The organism is Streptomyces sp. NPDC041068 (genome assembly GCF_040647455.1).
Lineage (GTDB): Bacteria > Actinomycetota > Actinomycetes > Streptomycetales > Streptomycetaceae > Streptomyces.
In genome coordinates, this window is the sequence record NZ_JBEZCG010000004.1 from 221,703 (window position 1) to 236,561 (window position 14,859).

At 71.0% G+C, this 14,859-nt stretch carries 15 protein-coding genes; 6 read left to right on the plus strand and 9 right to left on the minus strand.

What is annotated here, in order from left to right; translation table 11 throughout:
• Position 1: 1 nt before the first annotated feature.
• Positions 2 to 1,516: a glycoside hydrolase family 3 protein gene (locus AB0B50_RS10920; RefSeq protein WP_362328604.1), complete on the plus strand. Its 1,515-nt coding sequence runs from the start codon at positions 2 to 4 to the stop codon at positions 1,514 to 1,516.
• Positions 1,517 to 1,633: 117 nt separating this feature from the next.
• Here AB0B50_RS10920 and nagB read toward each other — a convergent pair whose 3' ends face one another.
• Positions 1,634 to 2,419: a glucosamine-6-phosphate deaminase gene (nagB, locus tag AB0B50_RS10925; protein ID WP_362328606.1), complete on the minus strand. Its 786-nt coding sequence runs from the start codon at positions 2,417 to 2,419 to the stop codon at positions 1,634 to 1,636.
• Between the two features lie 339 nt (positions 2,420 to 2,758).
• Between nagB and AB0B50_RS10930 the strand changes: the two genes are divergently transcribed.
• On the plus strand, positions 2,759 to 3,868 hold the full coding sequence (locus AB0B50_RS10930) for an SIS domain-containing protein (protein ID WP_362329160.1): 1,110 nt from the start codon (positions 2,759 to 2,761) through the stop codon (positions 3,866 to 3,868).
• A 74-nt stretch (positions 3,869 to 3,942) separates the two neighbouring features.
• On the opposite strand, the gene AB0B50_RS10935 is transcribed toward AB0B50_RS10930, so the two are convergent.
• Entirely contained in the window at positions 3,943 to 4,725 is a 783-nt protein-coding gene (locus tag AB0B50_RS10935; RefSeq protein ID WP_362328608.1) for an SDR family oxidoreductase, read from the minus strand.
• 93 nt (positions 4,726 to 4,818) lie between these two features.
• Between AB0B50_RS10935 and AB0B50_RS10940 the strand changes: the two genes are divergently transcribed.
• Complete coding sequence (locus AB0B50_RS10940) at positions 4,819 to 5,436, plus strand: TetR/AcrR family transcriptional regulator (RefSeq protein WP_362328610.1); 618 nt, start codon at positions 4,819 to 4,821, stop codon at positions 5,434 to 5,436.
• A 355-nt stretch (positions 5,437 to 5,791) separates the two neighbouring features.
• Positions 5,792 to 7,258, plus strand: a complete 1,467-nt coding sequence (locus AB0B50_RS10945) for a PAS domain-containing sensor histidine kinase (RefSeq protein ID WP_362329162.1) — start codon at positions 5,792 to 5,794, stop codon at positions 7,256 to 7,258.
• 207 nt (positions 7,259 to 7,465) lie between these two features.
• Here the strand turns inward: AB0B50_RS10945 and AB0B50_RS10950 are convergent, their stop codons facing one another.
• Positions 7,466 to 7,723: a WhiB family transcriptional regulator gene (locus AB0B50_RS10950; protein WP_016639615.1), complete on the minus strand. Its 258-nt coding sequence runs from the start codon at positions 7,721 to 7,723 to the stop codon at positions 7,466 to 7,468.
• Positions 7,724 to 8,040: 317 nt separating this feature from the next.
• Positions 8,041 to 9,009: a diacylglycerol kinase family protein gene (locus AB0B50_RS10955; protein WP_362328612.1), complete on the minus strand. Its 969-nt coding sequence runs from the start codon at positions 9,007 to 9,009 to the stop codon at positions 8,041 to 8,043.
• A gap of 80 nt (positions 9,010 to 9,089) precedes the next feature.
• Here AB0B50_RS10955 and AB0B50_RS10960 point away from each other — a divergent pair, with 80 nt between their 5' ends.
• A complete protein-coding gene (locus AB0B50_RS10960; protein WP_362328614.1) occupies positions 9,090 to 9,548 on the plus strand; it encodes a hypothetical protein in 459 nt (152 codons plus the stop codon).
• A 58-nt stretch (positions 9,549 to 9,606) separates the two neighbouring features.
• Here AB0B50_RS10960 and AB0B50_RS10965 read toward each other — a convergent pair whose 3' ends face one another.
• The 3 genes from AB0B50_RS10965 to AB0B50_RS10975 form a co-directional block, all read right to left on the minus strand.
• Positions 9,607 to 10,638, minus strand: a complete 1,032-nt coding sequence (locus tag AB0B50_RS10965; protein WP_362328616.1) for an RNA polymerase sigma factor SigF — start codon at positions 10,636 to 10,638, stop codon at positions 9,607 to 9,609.
• The gene (locus AB0B50_RS10970) at positions 10,635 to 11,048 is read right to left on the minus strand and encodes a hypothetical protein (RefSeq protein ID WP_062782207.1); all 414 of its coding nucleotides are present in this window, start codon (positions 11,046 to 11,048) and stop codon (positions 10,635 to 10,637) included. The genes AB0B50_RS10965 and AB0B50_RS10970 overlap by 4 nt, the downstream gene beginning before the upstream one ends.
• 269 nt (positions 11,049 to 11,317) lie before the next feature.
• Entirely contained in the window at positions 11,318 to 11,578 is a 261-nt protein-coding gene (locus tag AB0B50_RS10975) for a UBP-type zinc finger domain-containing protein (protein ID WP_362328618.1), read from the minus strand.
• Between the two features lie 46 nt (positions 11,579 to 11,624).
• Here AB0B50_RS10975 and AB0B50_RS10980 point away from each other — a divergent pair, with 46 nt between their 5' ends.
• Entirely contained in the window at positions 11,625 to 13,223 is a 1,599-nt protein-coding gene (locus AB0B50_RS10980) for a Na+/H+ antiporter (RefSeq protein WP_362328620.1), read from the plus strand.
• Here AB0B50_RS10980 and AB0B50_RS10985 read toward each other — a convergent pair.
• Together AB0B50_RS10985 and AB0B50_RS10990 are read right to left on the minus strand one after the other, a co-directional pair.
• Positions 13,202 to 14,164 (minus strand): pyridoxal-phosphate dependent enzyme, encoded by a 963-nt coding sequence (locus AB0B50_RS10985; protein WP_362328622.1) that lies wholly within the window; start codon positions 14,162 to 14,164, stop codon positions 13,202 to 13,204. The two genes, AB0B50_RS10980 and AB0B50_RS10985, sit on opposite strands and share 22 nt — an antisense overlap.
• A 10-nt stretch (positions 14,165 to 14,174) precedes the next feature.
• Entirely contained in the window at positions 14,175 to 14,765 is a 591-nt protein-coding gene (locus AB0B50_RS10990; protein ID WP_362328624.1) for an N-acetylmuramoyl-L-alanine amidase, read from the minus strand.
• Positions 14,766 to 14,859 lie beyond the last annotated feature (94 nt).

Genomic DNA, 14,859 nt, shown 5'->3' on the forward strand with positions numbered 1-14,859 from the left:
GATGACGAAACTGCCGACACTCACGCACGCAGGCGACACGCTCACCCGCAACGCCCTGGCCGTCCTCCAGCCCGGCTTCGACGGCACGACCACCGCACCGGACTGGCTGCGCCGCCGGATCGGCGAAGGCCTCGCCTCGGTCAGCCTGTTCGGCCGCAACGTGCGGACCGCCGAGCAGGTCGCCGCCCTCACCACGCAGCTGCGTGCCGAGCGCGACGACCTCCTGATCGCCATCGACGAGGAGAGCGGCGACGTCACGCGCCTCGAGGTGCGCACCGGTTCCTCCTACCCGGGCAACCACGCGCTCGGTGCCGTCGACGACACGGCGCTCACCCGTGACGTGGCCGCCGACCTCGGCCGCCGTCTGGCCTCCTGCGGCATCAACCTCAACTGGGCGCCGTCGGCGGACGTCAACGCCAACCCCGACAACCCCGTCATCGGCGTACGTTCCTTCGGCGCGGACCCCCTCCTGGTGGCCCGGCACACCGCCGCGTACGTCGAGGGCATGCAGTCCTCCGGCGTCGCCACCTCGGCCAAGCACTTCCCGGGGCACGGCGACACCGCGGTCGACTCGCACCACTCCGTGCCGGTCATCGACGTCGACCGGGACGTGCTCAACTCCCGTGACCTGGCGCCGTTCCGCGCGGCGATCGCGGCCGGCACGCGCGCCGTGATGAGCGCCCACGTCCTGGCCCCGGCCCTGGACCCGGACAACCCGGGGACGATCTCCCGCCGCATCCTCACCGGCCTGCTCCGCGAGGAGTTCGGCTACGAGGGCCTGATCGTCACCGACGGCATGGACATGCAGGCCATCGCGGGTACGTACGGCTTCGAGCGCGGCTGCGTGCTCGCCATCGCCGCGGGCGCCGACGCGATCTGCACCGGCGGCGGCCCCTCGGACGAGGGGACCGTGCTGCGGCTGCGGGACGCCTTGGTCGCGGCGGTGAAGTCGGGCGAACTGCCCGAGGAGCGGCTCGCCGAGGCCGCGGAGCGCGTGCGGTCGCTGGCGAACTGGGCCGTGACGTCGAGGGGTTCGGGCGCGGCCGATCGTTCGGGGGGCGCGCCCGACACCGGGATCGGCCTGGTCGCGGCCCGCCGCGCGCTGATGGTCACCCGCGGCGACACGTACGCGGCCCCGGTCACCGAGGCTCCCTACGTCGCCACGCTCTCGCCGCTCCCGAACATCGCGGTCGGCGACGAGACTCCCTGGGGCGTCACCGCCGAGCTGGAGCGCCGCTTCCCGGGCACGGAGTCGGGCACGTTCTCCGGCCCCGACGCGGGCACGCGGGCCCTCGCGGCGGCGGGGGAGCGGCGCATCGTGGCCGTGGCCCGCGACGCCCACCGCCACGGGTGGATGGCGGACGCCCTGAACACCCTGGTCTCGGCCCGTCCGAACACGGTCGTGGTGGAGATGGGCGTCCCGCAGTCCGCCCCGGTCGGCGCCCTCCACATCGCGACCCGCGGTGCGGCAAGGGTCTGCGGCGAGGCGGCGGCGGAGGTCATCGTCGCGGGGTAGTGGTCGGTGGTCGTGGTCCGTGCCCACCCACGGTCCGCACGCGACAGACGCACAGCAAGGCGGAGGGGCGCCCCCAACCAGGGGGCGCCCCTCCGCCTTGCATACAGCCCAACTGCCCTACAGTCCCTGCCACTCCGGCTTGTTGACGTAGGTGTGCCGGAAGTAGTCCGCAAGCTTCAGCTTCGAGGCCGCCGCCTCGTCCACGACAACCGTGGCATGCGGATGCAACTGCAGCGCGGAGGCCGGCACGACGGAAGCGACAGGCCCCTCCACGGTCGCGGCCACGGCATCCGCCTTGCCCTCACCGGTGGCGAGCAGCACAAGGTGCCGCGCCTCGAGGATCGTCCCGATCCCCTGGGTGATGACGTGGTGCGGCACCTGCTCGATGTCCCCGTCGAAGAAGCGCGCGTTGTCCACCCGCGTCTGCTCCGTCAGCGTCTTGATCCGCGTACGCGAGGCGAGCGACGAGCACGGCTCGTTGAACCCGATGTGCCCGTCGGTCCCGATCCCGAGCAGCTGGAGGTCGACGCCCCCGGCCTCGGCGAGCGCCTTGTCGTACGCCTCGCAGGCGGCCTGCACGTCGTCCGCGCTGCCGTCGGGGCCCATGAAGGACGCCTCGCTCAGACCGAGCGGCTCGACGACCTCACGAAGGACCACGGAGCGGTACGACTCGGGGTGCCCGACCGGCAGCCCCACGTACTCGTCGAGCTGGCAGATGCGGGCGCGCGAGGCATCCACGGCACCGGCCGAGACCTTGGCGGCCAGCGCCTCGTAGATGGGCAGCGGGGTGGAGCCGGTGGCGACACCGAGCAGGGCGTCAGGCTTACGGCGCACCAGGGCGGCCATGGCCTCCGCGATGAGCTCGCCGCCTGCCTTGGCGTCCGGGACGATGACAACTTCCACGCTGGGCCTGCCGATCTGGAGAGGGGCTCAAGAGGACTGGTGGTATAGACCAATCTAGCAGAGCTGCGCCGCCAGAACAGTCGATTCCCACCGCCCGTTCCTGTCGTCCGTTCCTGCCGTCCGTACCTGTCGTCCGTTCCTGCTGTTCGTTCCTGCCGTCCGTACCTGCCGTCCGTACCTGCTGTTCGTTCCTGCCGTCCATGCTCGGCTCTCCGCCCGCTCCCCGCCCATCGAGCCGCCTCGCCTCGCCTCGCCCCGCAGGGCCCCGCGGCCCGAGGGCCCGCCCCGCCCGCAGAGGCGCCCGGCGCCCCGAGCGGGGAGAGTGGAGGCATGACCGCGATGACTCCGCAGGGCGCGCAGGACCCCGAGGACCCGCAGAGCGAGCGGCCGGGCCGGATCATGTCCCGCGAGATGGCCGAGCAGCCCGAGGTCCTCCGCCGCATCCTCGACGAGGGCGCTCCACGGATCCGCGAGACCGCCCGGAAGGTCGCCGAGCGCGCGCCCCGCTTCGTCCTCCTCACCGCCCGCGGCACCTCCGACCACGCCGCGCTCTACGCCAAGTACCTCCTGGAAGTACGCCTCGGCCTGCCCTGCGGCCTCACCTCCATGTCCACCATCACGGCGTACGGCGCCAGGCCCGACCTCAAGGACGTCCTCGCCGTCACCGTGAGCCAGTCCGGTGGCTCGCCCGACCTGGTGGCCTCCACCCAGGCCGCCCGCGAGGCCGGCGCGATCACCCTCGCGGTGACCAACAACCCGGACTCGGCGCTGGCCGCCGTCTCCGAGCACCACATCGACGTCCTCGCGGGACCGGAGAAGGCGCTCCCCGCGACGAAGACGTACACGGCCTCGCTGCTCGCCCTCCATCTCTTCGTCGAGTCGCTGGGCGACACAGGTGGCACAGGCGATGCGGGCAACTCCGCCGTCGCGGCCGCCGCCCCGCTGCCCGACCTCGCGGCAGGGCTCCTCGCCCGCCAGGACGAGATCAAGACCCTCGCCGCCCGCTACCGCTTCGCGGAACGCATGGTGATCACCTCTCGTGGCTACGGCTACCCGACCGCGAAGGAGGCAGCGCTGAAACTCATGGAGACCAGCTACATCCCGGCGCTCGCCTACTCCGGCGCCGACCTGCTGCACGGCCCCCTCGCGATGGTCGACAACATCTCCCCGGTCATCGCGGTCGTCACGGACGGCCGGGGCGGCGAGGCGCTCCAGCCCGTCCTCGACCGGCTGCGTGGCCGCGGCGCCGACCTGGTGGTCATCGGCCCCAGGGCCCAGGTCGAGCAGGCCTCGGCCGGCTTCGTCCTGCCCACGGACGGAGTGGCCGAGGAGCTCCAGCCGATCCTGGAGATCATCCCCCTCCAGCTGCTCGCCTACGAGGTCACGATCGCCCGCGGCCAGGACCCGGACGCCCCCAGGGCCCTCGCCAAGGTCACCGAGACCCGCTGAGGTGGGGCGACGTGACGTGGCGACGGGGTGGTGCGGGGCAGGGAGCGGGGGAGTGGGCCCGTCGCTCCGGAGGGTCACATCAGCGACCCGCCTGTCGCGTCTATCCAGTCCCCTGTCACCCACCGGCCGTCGTCCGACGCGAGGAAGGACACCACGGCGCCGATGTCCGACGGGTCGCCGACCCTGCCGAGCGCCGACAGCTTGGCCGAGCTCTCCCACGCGGCCTTGTTCGCCTCGCCCCGCAGCCAGGCCGCGTTGTTGTCGGTGTCGATGATTCCCGGTGCCACCGAGTTGACCGTGATCCCGCGCGGGCCGAGCTCCTTGGAGAGGTTCCGCGTGAACACGTCCAGGGCGCCCTTGGTCATGGCATACGCCATGATCTCCGGCATCGCCGCGGCACGGGAGAGCCCGGACGAGATGTTGATGATCCGGCCGCCGTCCCGCAGCCGCGCCGCGCCGAGCTGAGTGATGAAGTACGGCGCCTTCACGTTCACGGAGAACAGGCGGTCGAACTCCGCCTCGTCCGTGTCGGTGAACGAACTCGACGTACCGACCCCGGCGTTGTTCACCAGGATGTCCAGGCCGTCCGCATGTGCGTCGAACGCCGACCACAGCGCCTGGGCGTCCCCCTCGGTGCCCAGCTCCGTGCCGATCGCGAAGGCGGAGCCGCCGGCGGTCTCGATCGCGGCGACCGTCTCCTTCGCCGCTGCCTCATTGCTGCCGTAGTGCACGGCGACCCGCGCCCCGTCCCGCCCGAGCCGCTCGGCGATGCCGCGCCCGATGCCCCGGCTACCGCCTGTGACCAGCGCGGTCTTTCCCGCGAGCTTTCCCTGCTGATTCCCGGCCGATGCACCCATGTCAGGCGCCCCCTCTTTCTCTAGTGGTCGCTACAGAAATGACCGTACCCGATCCCCATCCCATTTGCTAGCGCTCGCTATACAATTCACTCCATGGCGACGAAACAGCGCGGCCGCCCCCGCTCCTTCGACCGCGACACGGCGTTGGAGCAGGCGATCCGAACCTTCTGGGAGCACGGGTACGAGGGGACGTCGGTCTCCGACCTCACACGCGTCATGGGCATCGGCGCCCCCAGCCTGTACGCGGCCTTCGGCGACAAGAAGAAGCTCTTCGACGAGGTCGTCGTGCGGTATGGAGTCACCCACGGAGCCTTCAGCGGTCGCGCCTTCGACGAGGGGCCGTCGGTGCGCGACGCCGTGTCGCGGATGCTGCACGAAGCCGCGACCGAGTTCACCGACCCCACCCGCCCCCGCGGCTGCCTCGTCGTCTCGGCGGCCACCAACTGCACGACGCCGGAGGTGGAAGAGGCCCTGCGGGAGCGGCGGAACGCCAATGTCGCGGACGTCGAGAACCGCATCCGCGCGGCCGTTGCGGCGGGGGAGCTGCCCGAGAGCACGGACCCCACTGCCCTCGCCCGTTACACGGGAGCGGTCTTTCAGGGGATGTCGCAACAGGCCAGGGACGGCGCCACCAGGGACGATCTGAAGGCGGTGGCCGATCTCGCCATGCAGGTGTGGCCGCCGAGCCGACGGGTGGAGAACGACGCCTGACCATCGGCGAAAGTGACAACAACAAACATCTGCCGACGCATAGACATGGGAGAATGGTCTAGTCCACAATGCGTGGGTAAAGCCTCCGCTCTTCCCGCACAGGAGAGCGGACCGAGGACCCGGCGCTCTCTGCCCTGACCGCGTCGGATCCTCCCGATCGGCCGACCAGTACCGCACATTCTGGCGGCCGATGCACCTGAAGGGCTGCGGTGCCGTGGGCGGGTTGAGGGTCCCGCCCTGGCGCCGCGGCTCGTCGGGAAGCCCCGGAGCCCCACGGGCGGCGCCGGTGGCCCGGCGGAGAACTCGGGAAGCGGGCCCGCCGGACGCGAAAGGTACGCTCGCACACGTGCCCTCCATGAACGACCTCGTACGCCAGCACGCCGCTCTCGGTGACTCCGACCTCGAGTGGCTGCATCTGCTGGTCTCGGAGTGGCAGCTGCTCTCCGACCTCTCCTTCGCCGACCTGGTGCTCTGGGTCCCCACGCGCGACGGCACCCGCTATGTCTCCGTGGCGCAGATGCGGCCCAACACCGGCCCCACCTCCTACCAGGACGACATGGTCGGCCACCTCGTCCCGCGCGGTCGCCGCCCCCTCCTCGACGCCGCCCTGGACGAGGGCCGCATCGTGCGCGAGGGCGACCCGGAGTGGCGCGAAGAGGTTCCGGTGCGCGTCGAGTCCATCCCCGTACGCAGGGAAGGGCGTGTCCTCGGTGTCATCGCCCGCAACACCAACCTGCTGACCGTGCGCACTCCTTCGCGCCTTGAGCTGACCTACCTCCAGTCGGCGTCCGACCTCGCGCAGATGATCGCCGCCGGATCGTTCCCCTTCCCCGGGCAGCAGGTCGACATGGACGCGTCCCCGCGCGTGGGTGACGGTCTGCTGCGGCTCGACGCCGACGGCATCGTGCAGTACGCGTCGCCGAACGCCCTGTCCGCGTACCACCGTCTCGGTCTCGCGTCCGACCTCGTGGGCCATCATCTGGGCACGGCGACCGCCGAACTCGCGCCGTCCCGGGGCCCGGTGGACGAGGCGCTCGCCAAGCTCGCGAGCGGCTGGGCGCCGCGCGAGTTCGAGATCGAGGGCGGCGACGGCGTGATCCAGCTGCGCGCGATCCCGCTCAAGCCCAAGGGCCCCCGCATCGGTTCACTCGTACTGCTGCGCGACGTCACCGAACTCCGCCGCCGCGAGCGGGAGTTGATCACCAAGGACGCGACCATCCGGGAGATCCATCACCGGGTGAAGAACAACCTCCAGACGGTCGCCGCGCTGCTGCGGCTGCAGGCCCGCCGCATCGACTCCGCCAAGGGCCGCGAGGCGCTTGAGGAGGCCGTGCGCCGCGTGGGCTCCATCGCCATCGTCCACGAGACGCTCTCCCAGAACCTGGACGAGCGCGTGGAGTTCGACGAGATCGCCGACCGGGTCCTCGCGATGGTCGCCGAGATCTCGCCCGGCAAGGTGACCGGCCGGCGCACCGGACGCTTCGGCATCCTCGACGCGGAGGTCGCCACCCCGCTGTCGATGGTGCTCACGGAGATCCTGCAGAACGCCCTGGAGCACGGCTTCCGTGACGGGGACACCGGCACGGTCGAGGTCTCCGCGGTGCGTGGCGGCACCACCAAGGACGCCCGTTTGCTGATCACCGTCCAGGACGACGGCGTCGGTCTGCCCGACGACTTCGACCCGCACCGCTCGGGCAACCTCGGCCTGCAGATCGTCCGCACCCTGGTCGAGGGGGAGTTGGGCGGCACCTTCGACATGGTCCGCGCCCCCGAGCGCGGCACGCAGGTCCTCCTCGACGTCCCGGTCCGCGGCGAGAAGTAGCGCCGGCAAACAAGCGGGCGAATCCCGTACGACAGGCCCGTACGACAGACCCGTACGACAAAGCAGTGAGCCCCGGACCGAATGGTCCGGGGCTCACTGCTCACGTTGCGATGCGCATCGGGGGTACTGCGCGGCTGCGGCTCGGGGGCGGGAGTTGCGTACTCGCTGTACGCGCCGCCGGGCTCAGGCTCGTTTGGGGCGTGGGCGTCAGGCGCTGGCCTGGCGTGCACGGTTGCGAGCGGCGCGGCGCTTCATCGCACGGCGCTCGTCCTCGCTGAGGCCACCCCAGACGCCGGAGTCCTGGCCGGACTCGAGCGCCCACTGCAGGCACTGCTCCATGACGGGGCAGCGGCGGCAGACGGCCTTGGCTTCCTCGATCTGCAGCAGCGCAGGACCGGTGTTGCCGATGGGGAAGAAGAGCTCGGGGTCTTCCTCGCGGCAAACGGCGTTGTGACGCCAGTCCATGGCTGCTACCTCTCCTTGGTATTACATGCGGGTTGCTTGTGAATGTGAACGCTTTCACGAATCCCCCCGCACGGGAAGGGCCGACGCCCAGTTGCCTGGTTGTGGACCTGTGGTGGAGGAGGGGTTCTGGCTCTCTGTGGGGCCGATGTTGCGGGCCGTCCCGATCGCCATGTAGAGATTCGCAAACCTCGGCGGCGGATACAACCCCTTCCGGAAAGTTTTTTTTGATTCCTCAGTGTCGGCTGGGTCACAGCCGTACTTCCATGGGGTGGACCCTGGCCTAAACGTTCGAGTGAAAGGACTTTAGGCCCTTCCACTCACACAATCACACGCAGTGCACGGCGTACGCCTGTGAACGTCACGCTCGTCCGCAGCCCCAGGTGGTCACCGTCCATCTGGAGGGGCAAGGGCACCTTCGATTGCAAGGTGAAGTCAGTGAGGTCGTGGAGCGTGACCGCATGCTTACCGTGCGGTCCCCGCTCCGGCGTCGACGTCAGGAGCTGGGTGCCGTACCTGGCCACCGCGGCGGTGGAGAGCTTCTTCAGGCCCAGCACGTCGAGGCCCGTGTCGAAGGAGGCCTGCGGGGACGCGTACAGGGGGCGATTGCCCAGGTAGGAGTACGGAGAGGTGTTGCAGACTATCGACATCACCAGGTCGGTCACCGGGTCCTCGCCGGGCCGCTCCAGCGTGATCATTCCGTGCCTGCGGTGGGGCTCGTCGATGAACTGACGGAGCACTTGGCGCACATAGAGGGCGTGCGTCGAGCGCCGCCCGAGCTCCCGCTGCTGTTCGACCCTGCCGACCACGCCGCCGTCGAAGCCGAGGCCGGCGCAGAACGTGAACCAGCGCGACGGCACGGCCTCGTCCTCCGTGCCCGGGGTGCCGCCCGCGATGCCCAGGCCCACCGTGCGCTCGCTGCCCTCGCGCAGGGCGTCGAGCAGGGCGCCGGTGGCCTCCACGGCGTCGTTCGGCAGGCCGAGGGCGCGCGCGAAGACATTGGTGGAGCCGCCGGGGACGACGGCGAGGCGGGGGAGTCGGTCCGGATCGGGGCCGTGGTGCAGCAGTCCGTTGACGACTTCGTTGACGGTGCCGTCGCCGCCGAGGGCCACGACCAGCTCGATGTCCTTGCTCTCCGCGGCCTGCCGGCCGAGGTCCCTGGCGTGCCCGCGGTACTCCGTGGTGACCGCCTCGAGCTTCATCTCGCTCGCCAGTGCGTGGACCAGGACGTCACGCGTACGCGCACTGGTGGTGGTTGCCGCCGGGTTGACCACGAGGAGTGCACGCATGCGCAGCAGACTACCTAGCGGTCTTTACCCGGCCTAGACCGAGGTGCCCGGCCGCGCATACGCAGAGCTACCCTGCTGGAGTGAGCACTGAGCGGAAATCCACCCCCGAAGCCCCGGAGACGCCCGAGACGGGGCCGCGTCCCGGACGGCTGACCGCCGCCGCGGCACTCGCGGGACTCGAGGGGCTCGCCCTCCTCGTCGGGGGTGTCTACATGCTCGTGATGGGCCTCGCGGGCTCGCCCGACAATCCGCGGCAGGCCGAGACCGGCGGCATCACGCTGATCGTCCTCGCGCTGCTCCCGCTCCTTGCCGCGCGCGGGCTGCTGAAGCTGCGCCGCTGGAGCCGCGGGCCCGCGATCATCACGCAGATCATGGCGCTTCCTGTCGCCTGGCAGCTGCTGCAGGCCGACAGCATGGCGATCCCCGCCGGTATCGTCCTCGCGGCCGTCGCGGTCACCTCGCTCGTCCTCCTGGTCAATCCGGCGACGACCGAGGCCCTCGGCATCCGGGGCCCCGGCGACGTACAGGGTCAGAAGTAGCGACGACCACAGCGAGTGGCCACGAGGGGTGGCCACGAGGGGTGGCTACGGGGAGTGACTACTCCTCGACGAGGAGCTTCTCCCGCAGCTGCGCGAGCGTGCGGGCGAGCAGCCGGGAGACGTGCATCTGCGAGATGCCGACCTCCTGCGCGATCTGCGACTGGGTCATGTTGCCGAAGAAGCGCAGCAGCAGGATGCGCTTCTCGCGCGGGGGCAGGTCCTCCAGGAGGGGCTTGAGCGACTCGCGGTACTCCACGCCCTCCAGGGCCTCGTCCTCGGCGCCCAGGGTGTCGGCGACGGCCGGGGACTCGTCGTCCGTGTCGGGGACGTCCAGGGACAGCGTGGAATAGGCGTTGGCCGACTCCAGGCCCTCCAGGACCTCCTCTTCGGAGATGGCCAGTTTCTCGGCGAGCTCGTGCACCGTGGGGGAGCGGCCGTGCAGCTGGGACAGCTCGGCCGTCGCCGTCGTCAGCGCGAGACGCAGCTCCTGCAGGCGCCGCGGGACGCGGACCGCCCACCCCTTGTCGCGGAAGTGCCGCTTGATCTCGCCGACGACCGTCGGTGTCGCGTACGTGGAGAACTCCACGCCGCGCTCCGGGTCGAAGCGGTCGACGGACTTGATCAGGCCGATGGTGGCGACCTGGGTGAGGTCGTCGAGGGGCTCGCCGCGGTTGCGGAAGCGGCGGGCCAGGTGCTCGACGAGCGGCAGGTGCATGCGGACCAGCTGGTTGCGCAGCTCCGCGTACTCCGGACTGCCGTCCTTCAGGGTGCGCAGCTCGATGAACATCGCGCGTGCGCCGCTGCGGTCCTGTGGATCGTGCCGGCCGTGCTCGTGCTCGCTCATGTTTCCCGCCCGTCGCCCGCCGCCCCGGCCGGAGAGCTGCTTGAGCTCGTCCTTGGCGGTCGGCTCTGCCTGCTCCGACACATCGGCCACCGTCAGCGGACCCGACTGCTCCGGGTCCTCCGGGTGCGGTTTGGCCTGCTGCTCGGGGATTCCGGTGGTCATGCGGCGCATCCCCTCCCTGCCGCCGGCGGGCAGACCTCGTGTGCCGCGCTCTTCGTCCCGCACCGGCCCGTCCCCGTTCCTCACGCCGGCCCGGGTCCCGCGCCGCGCTTCTTGTAGAGGCTGATCGAGACGGTGTTGTCCTCGGCGACGGCGGAGTCGACCTGGCCCGCGAGGGCCGACAGCACCGTCCAGGCGAAGGTGTCCCGCTCCGGGGCCCGGCCGTCGGTCGTGGGCGCCGAGACCGTCACCTCCAACGAGTCGTCGACGAGCCGGAAGACGCAGCTGAGCACGGAGCCGGGCACGGCCTGCTGAAGCAGGATCGCGCAGGCCTCGTCGACCGCGATGCGGAGGTCCTCGATCTCGTCGAGAGTGAAGTCCAAACGCGCCGCGAGGCCGGCCGTAGCCGTCCGCAGCACCGACAGGTAGGCACCCGCAGCCGGAAGGCGGACCTCCACGAAGTCCTGATTCCCGGGCTCGCCTGCGATCTGGGACACCCTCACCTCCAAGGTGGTACAAGCACTTTCGGGGCTCCGGGACCGCCGTCCAGCGGCGGTCCGGACTGCGTCACACGGGTAACGCACCACGTCGTTCTGCGGTGACGCTACCGCGCTCCCCAGTTCCGTGTCCCGGGGAGGCCCGTGGACCCCGCCCCGATGCTGTCACTCATAGTAAGCCCATGAGTACGGACAGTGGCTAGGGGTCTCGCAGGCCCAATTGGAAAGAACGGGCAGTCACTTCAACAGGGAGGTGACGTACCCAGACGTCAGACGATCGAACCGTCCACGAAGCACCAGCGCCAGCTCTCGCCCGGCTCGAAGGTCCTCATCACCGGGTGTCCGGTCTCCTTGAAGTGCGCCGTCGCGTGCCGGAAGGGCGAGGAGTCGCAGCAGCCCACGTGGCCGCACGTCAGGCAGAGCCGCAACTGGACGGGGTGGCTGCCGACGGCCAGGCACTCGGGGCACGTTTCACCGAGCGGGGTCACCTCGGGGTGCGGCAGCGCTGCGACGTGCGGGCACTCGTTCATGATTGCCAGGTTACGACGGGAACGCGGAGGGCGGAGGGGTCTGTCGATGGATGTATTGCCGCTGGTGGCGCTGGTGGCGGCGAGCGCCGCGGTGGCGGGGGCGGCCCGCAGGACTCCCGTGCCGGCGCCGCTGCTCCTGGTCGGTGTGGGGCTCGTTGCCTCCTACCTCCCCGGAGTGCCGGACTACCACCTCGATCCGCACGTCGTGCTGCCGCTGATCCTGCCTCCGCTGCTGCACACGGCCGCTCTGGAGAGCTCCTATCTGGACCTGCGCGCCAACGTCAGGCCCGTCGCGCTGCTCTCCGTCGGGTACGTCCTGTTCGCCACGGTCGCCGTCGGCTGGCTCGCGTATCTGCTCATCCCCGATCTGCCGCTGACCGCCGCGCTCGTCCTCGGCGCCGTGGTCGCGCCCCCGGACGCGGTCGCGGCGACCGCGATCGCGCGCAGGGTGGGGCTGCCCTCGCGGATCACCACGATCCTCCAGGGCGAGTCCCTGGTGAACGACGCGACCGCGATCACCGCCTACAAGGTGGCCCTCGCGGCCGCCGTCGGCGAGGGCGCGAGCTGGGCGGGCGGCGTCCGCGAGTTCCTGGTGGCCGCGGTCGGAGGGGTCGGTGTCGGGCTGCTCCTCATGGTGCCGATCCACTGGCTGCGCACCCACCTGAAGGAGGCGATGCTGCAGAACACCCTGTCGCTGCTCATCCCCTTCGTCGCGTACGCGGCCGCGGAACAGGTCGGTGCCTCCGGAGTGCTCGCCGTGGTCGTCGTCGCCCTCTATCTGGGGCACCGCTCCTGGCAGGTCGACTTCGAGACGCGGCTGCAGGAGGCCGCGGTGTGGAAGGTCGTCGCGTTCATCCTGGAGGCGGCGGTCTTCGCGCTCATCGGGCTGCAGCTGCGCGTCGTGCTCAAGGGTCTCGGCGAGTACGGCGTCGCGGAGGCGATCTGGTACGCGGTCGGGGTCTTCGTGGTCGTCGTCGTGGCGCGCTTCGTGTGGTCGTACCCGGCGACCTATCTGCCGCGCTGTCTGTCGGCGCGGATCAGGGAGCGCGAGGACGACATGGACTGGCGCCGGCCGCTGATCGTCAGCTGGGCGGGGATGCGGGGCGTGGTCTCGCTGGCCATCGCCTTCTCGATCCCGCTCGTCATGGACGACGGCGAGCCCTTCCCCGCGCGCAACCTTGTCCTGTTTCTTACCTTCACCACGGTGATCGGCACGCTCGTCGTGCAGGGGCTCTCGCTGCCGTGGCTGATCCGTGTCCTGAAACTGCCGGGCCGCGACGCGCAGGCCCAGACGCTCGCCGAGGCGCAGGCGCAGAACGCCGCCTCGCAGGCCGCGGAGGCGCGGGTGGAGGAACTCATGGAGGACGAGCGCAACCGCCTTCCACAGCCCCTCCAGGACCGTCTGCACACCGTCCTGGAGCGGCGCCGCAACTCCGTGTGGGAGCGGCTCGGCCAGCCCAACCCGGTGACGGGGGAGTCCGCGGACGACACCTACCGACGGCTCGCGCGGGAGGCGATCGCCGCGGAGCGCGAGGTGTTCGTGAAGATGCGGGACGAGCGGCGCATCGACGACGAGATGATGCGCACGCTGCTGCGCAAGCTGGACCTTGAGGAGGCGGCCGCCTACCGCGAGGTCGAGGACTGAGCGGGGCCGGGGCCCGGGGCCTCGCGTGTGCCGGTGATCACCGCGGTGAGGCGGGTGCCGGGCGGGAAGGCGCCCTCTTCGGAGAGGGCCGTCAGGGCGTACAGCAGCTTGGCGACGTAGAGGCGCTCCACGGAGAGGCCGGTCGCGGCTCTGTGCCGGTCCTCGAAGTCCTCGGCGAAGGCGATGAGTTCGGGCGGTGTGCGGGCGTAGCCGCCGCAGTGGAAGCGGTCGTCCAGGTGCCAGTTGGCGGTCGGTTCGCCGAAGGTCCGCCGCTGCAGGGCCTGTATCTCGGGGCCCAGGAAGCCGCCCTTGAGGACCGGTATGCCAAGGGCCCGCCGGCCGGGGCCGAGCCCCGCGGCCAGGCCCGCGAGGGTGCCTCCGGTGCCGCAGGCCACGGCCGCCACGTCGGTGTGCCCGCGCAGTTCCTCGCCGAGGGCCGTGCACCCCTGTACGGCAAGGGAGTTGCTGCCGCCCTCGGGGATCACGTACGCGTCCTGGGAGCCCGTCTCGCGCAGGAGCGCGGCCAGCGTCCCGGGCTCGGCCTTCCTGCGGTACGTCGAGCGGTCGACGAAGTGCAGGCGCATGCCGTCGGCCGCGCAGCGGGCCAGGGACGGGTTCAGGGGGCGCCCCGCGAGTTCGTCGCCGCGGACGACCCCGACCGTGGCGAGGCCCAGGAGGCGGCCCGCGGCGGCGGTCGCGCGCAGGTGGTTGGAGTAGGCCCCGCCGAAGGTGAGCAGGGTGTCGTGACCCGCGTCGGACGCGGCCCGCAGGTTCAGGACGAGCTTGCGGTACTTGTTGCCCGGCAGGTCGGGGTGGATCAGGTCGTCCCGCTTGAGCAGCAGCTCCACGCCGCGCAGGCCGAAGCGGTCGTCCTCTATGCGTTGCAGCGGGGACGGCAGCCGCGGGGGCGGTGCGAGTGGGGCGGGCGGGGTGTGGTGCACCCCGCCATTGTCACTTGAGGCGCTCCGCGATGCGCTCCCGCATCGAGTCCATCGTGAAGCCGCGCGGGTCGATCTTGCCCGGCTGCCACTCCAGGTGGCCGATCACCGAGCGTTCCGTCCAGCCGTGGACGCGGCAGATCGCCGCCGCCGCCTTCTCGATGGCCTCCAGCTGCTCTTCGGGCCAGGGGTCCTCGCCGTCGCCGAGGTTCTCGCACTCGAAGCCGTAGAAGTGGCGGTTGCCGTCGGTGTTGGCCTCGTTGTCCGGAGGCAGGCGCTTCTCGGCGATGACGGCGCGCAGCACGTCGTCGTCGCCGAGGCCCGCGTGGTTGGCGCGGCCGTACCCGACGAGGTGGACGCGGCCGTCCTTGGTGATGACGCCGTGGCAGAGCGGTCCGGGCAGCGAGGCGAAGCCGTCGCGGCAGATCTCCACCGTGCGCCGGCTGCCCGATGTCACGGTGTGGTGGATCACCACGCCGTGCACAGGGCCCCAGGGGCCTTTGTGGTTGCGGTTGTGATGCTCCCAGTCGCCGACCTCGACGACGGTCACGCCTTCGTCCCGCAGGGCTTGAAGGAAGCTGCCCGCGGACATGGGTGGGGCCATGACCGCCTCCTTTGCAGGGCGCGACGGCCGCCGGTCGCGGACCGCCTCGTACGCCCTGCTTGTACCGGAACTCCGGTGCCCGGACCAGTTGTTC

Coding starts and splice junctions, on each gene's coding strand:
- AB0B50_RS10920 (WP_362328604.1), top strand. CDS start 2: ATGACGAAACTGCCGACACTCACGCACGCAGGCGACACGCTCACCCGC.
- AB0B50_RS10930 (WP_362329160.1), top strand. CDS start 2,759: ATGACTCCGCAGGGCGCGCAGGACCCCGAGGACCCGCAGAGCGAGCGG.
- AB0B50_RS10935 (WP_362328608.1), bottom strand. CDS start 4,725: ATGGGTGCATCGGCCGGGAATCAGCAGGGAAAGCTCGCGGGAAAGACC.
- AB0B50_RS10940 (WP_362328610.1), top strand. CDS start 4,819: ATGGCGACGAAACAGCGCGGCCGCCCCCGCTCCTTCGACCGCGACACG.
- AB0B50_RS10945 (WP_362329162.1), top strand. CDS start 5,792: ATGAACGACCTCGTACGCCAGCACGCCGCTCTCGGTGACTCCGACCTC.
- AB0B50_RS10950 (WP_016639615.1), bottom strand. CDS start 7,723: ATGGACTGGCGTCACAACGCCGTTTGCCGCGAGGAAGACCCCGAGCTC.
- AB0B50_RS10955 (WP_362328612.1), bottom strand. CDS start 9,009: ATGCGTGCACTCCTCGTGGTCAACCCGGCGGCAACCACCACCAGTGCG.
- AB0B50_RS10975 (WP_362328618.1), bottom strand. CDS start 11,578: ATGAACGAGTGCCCGCACGTCGCAGCGCTGCCGCACCCCGAGGTGACC.
- AB0B50_RS10980 (WP_362328620.1), top strand. CDS start 11,625: ATGGATGTATTGCCGCTGGTGGCGCTGGTGGCGGCGAGCGCCGCGGTG.
- AB0B50_RS10990 (WP_362328624.1), bottom strand. CDS start 14,765: ATGGCCCCACCCATGTCCGCGGGCAGCTTCCTTCAAGCCCTGCGGGAC.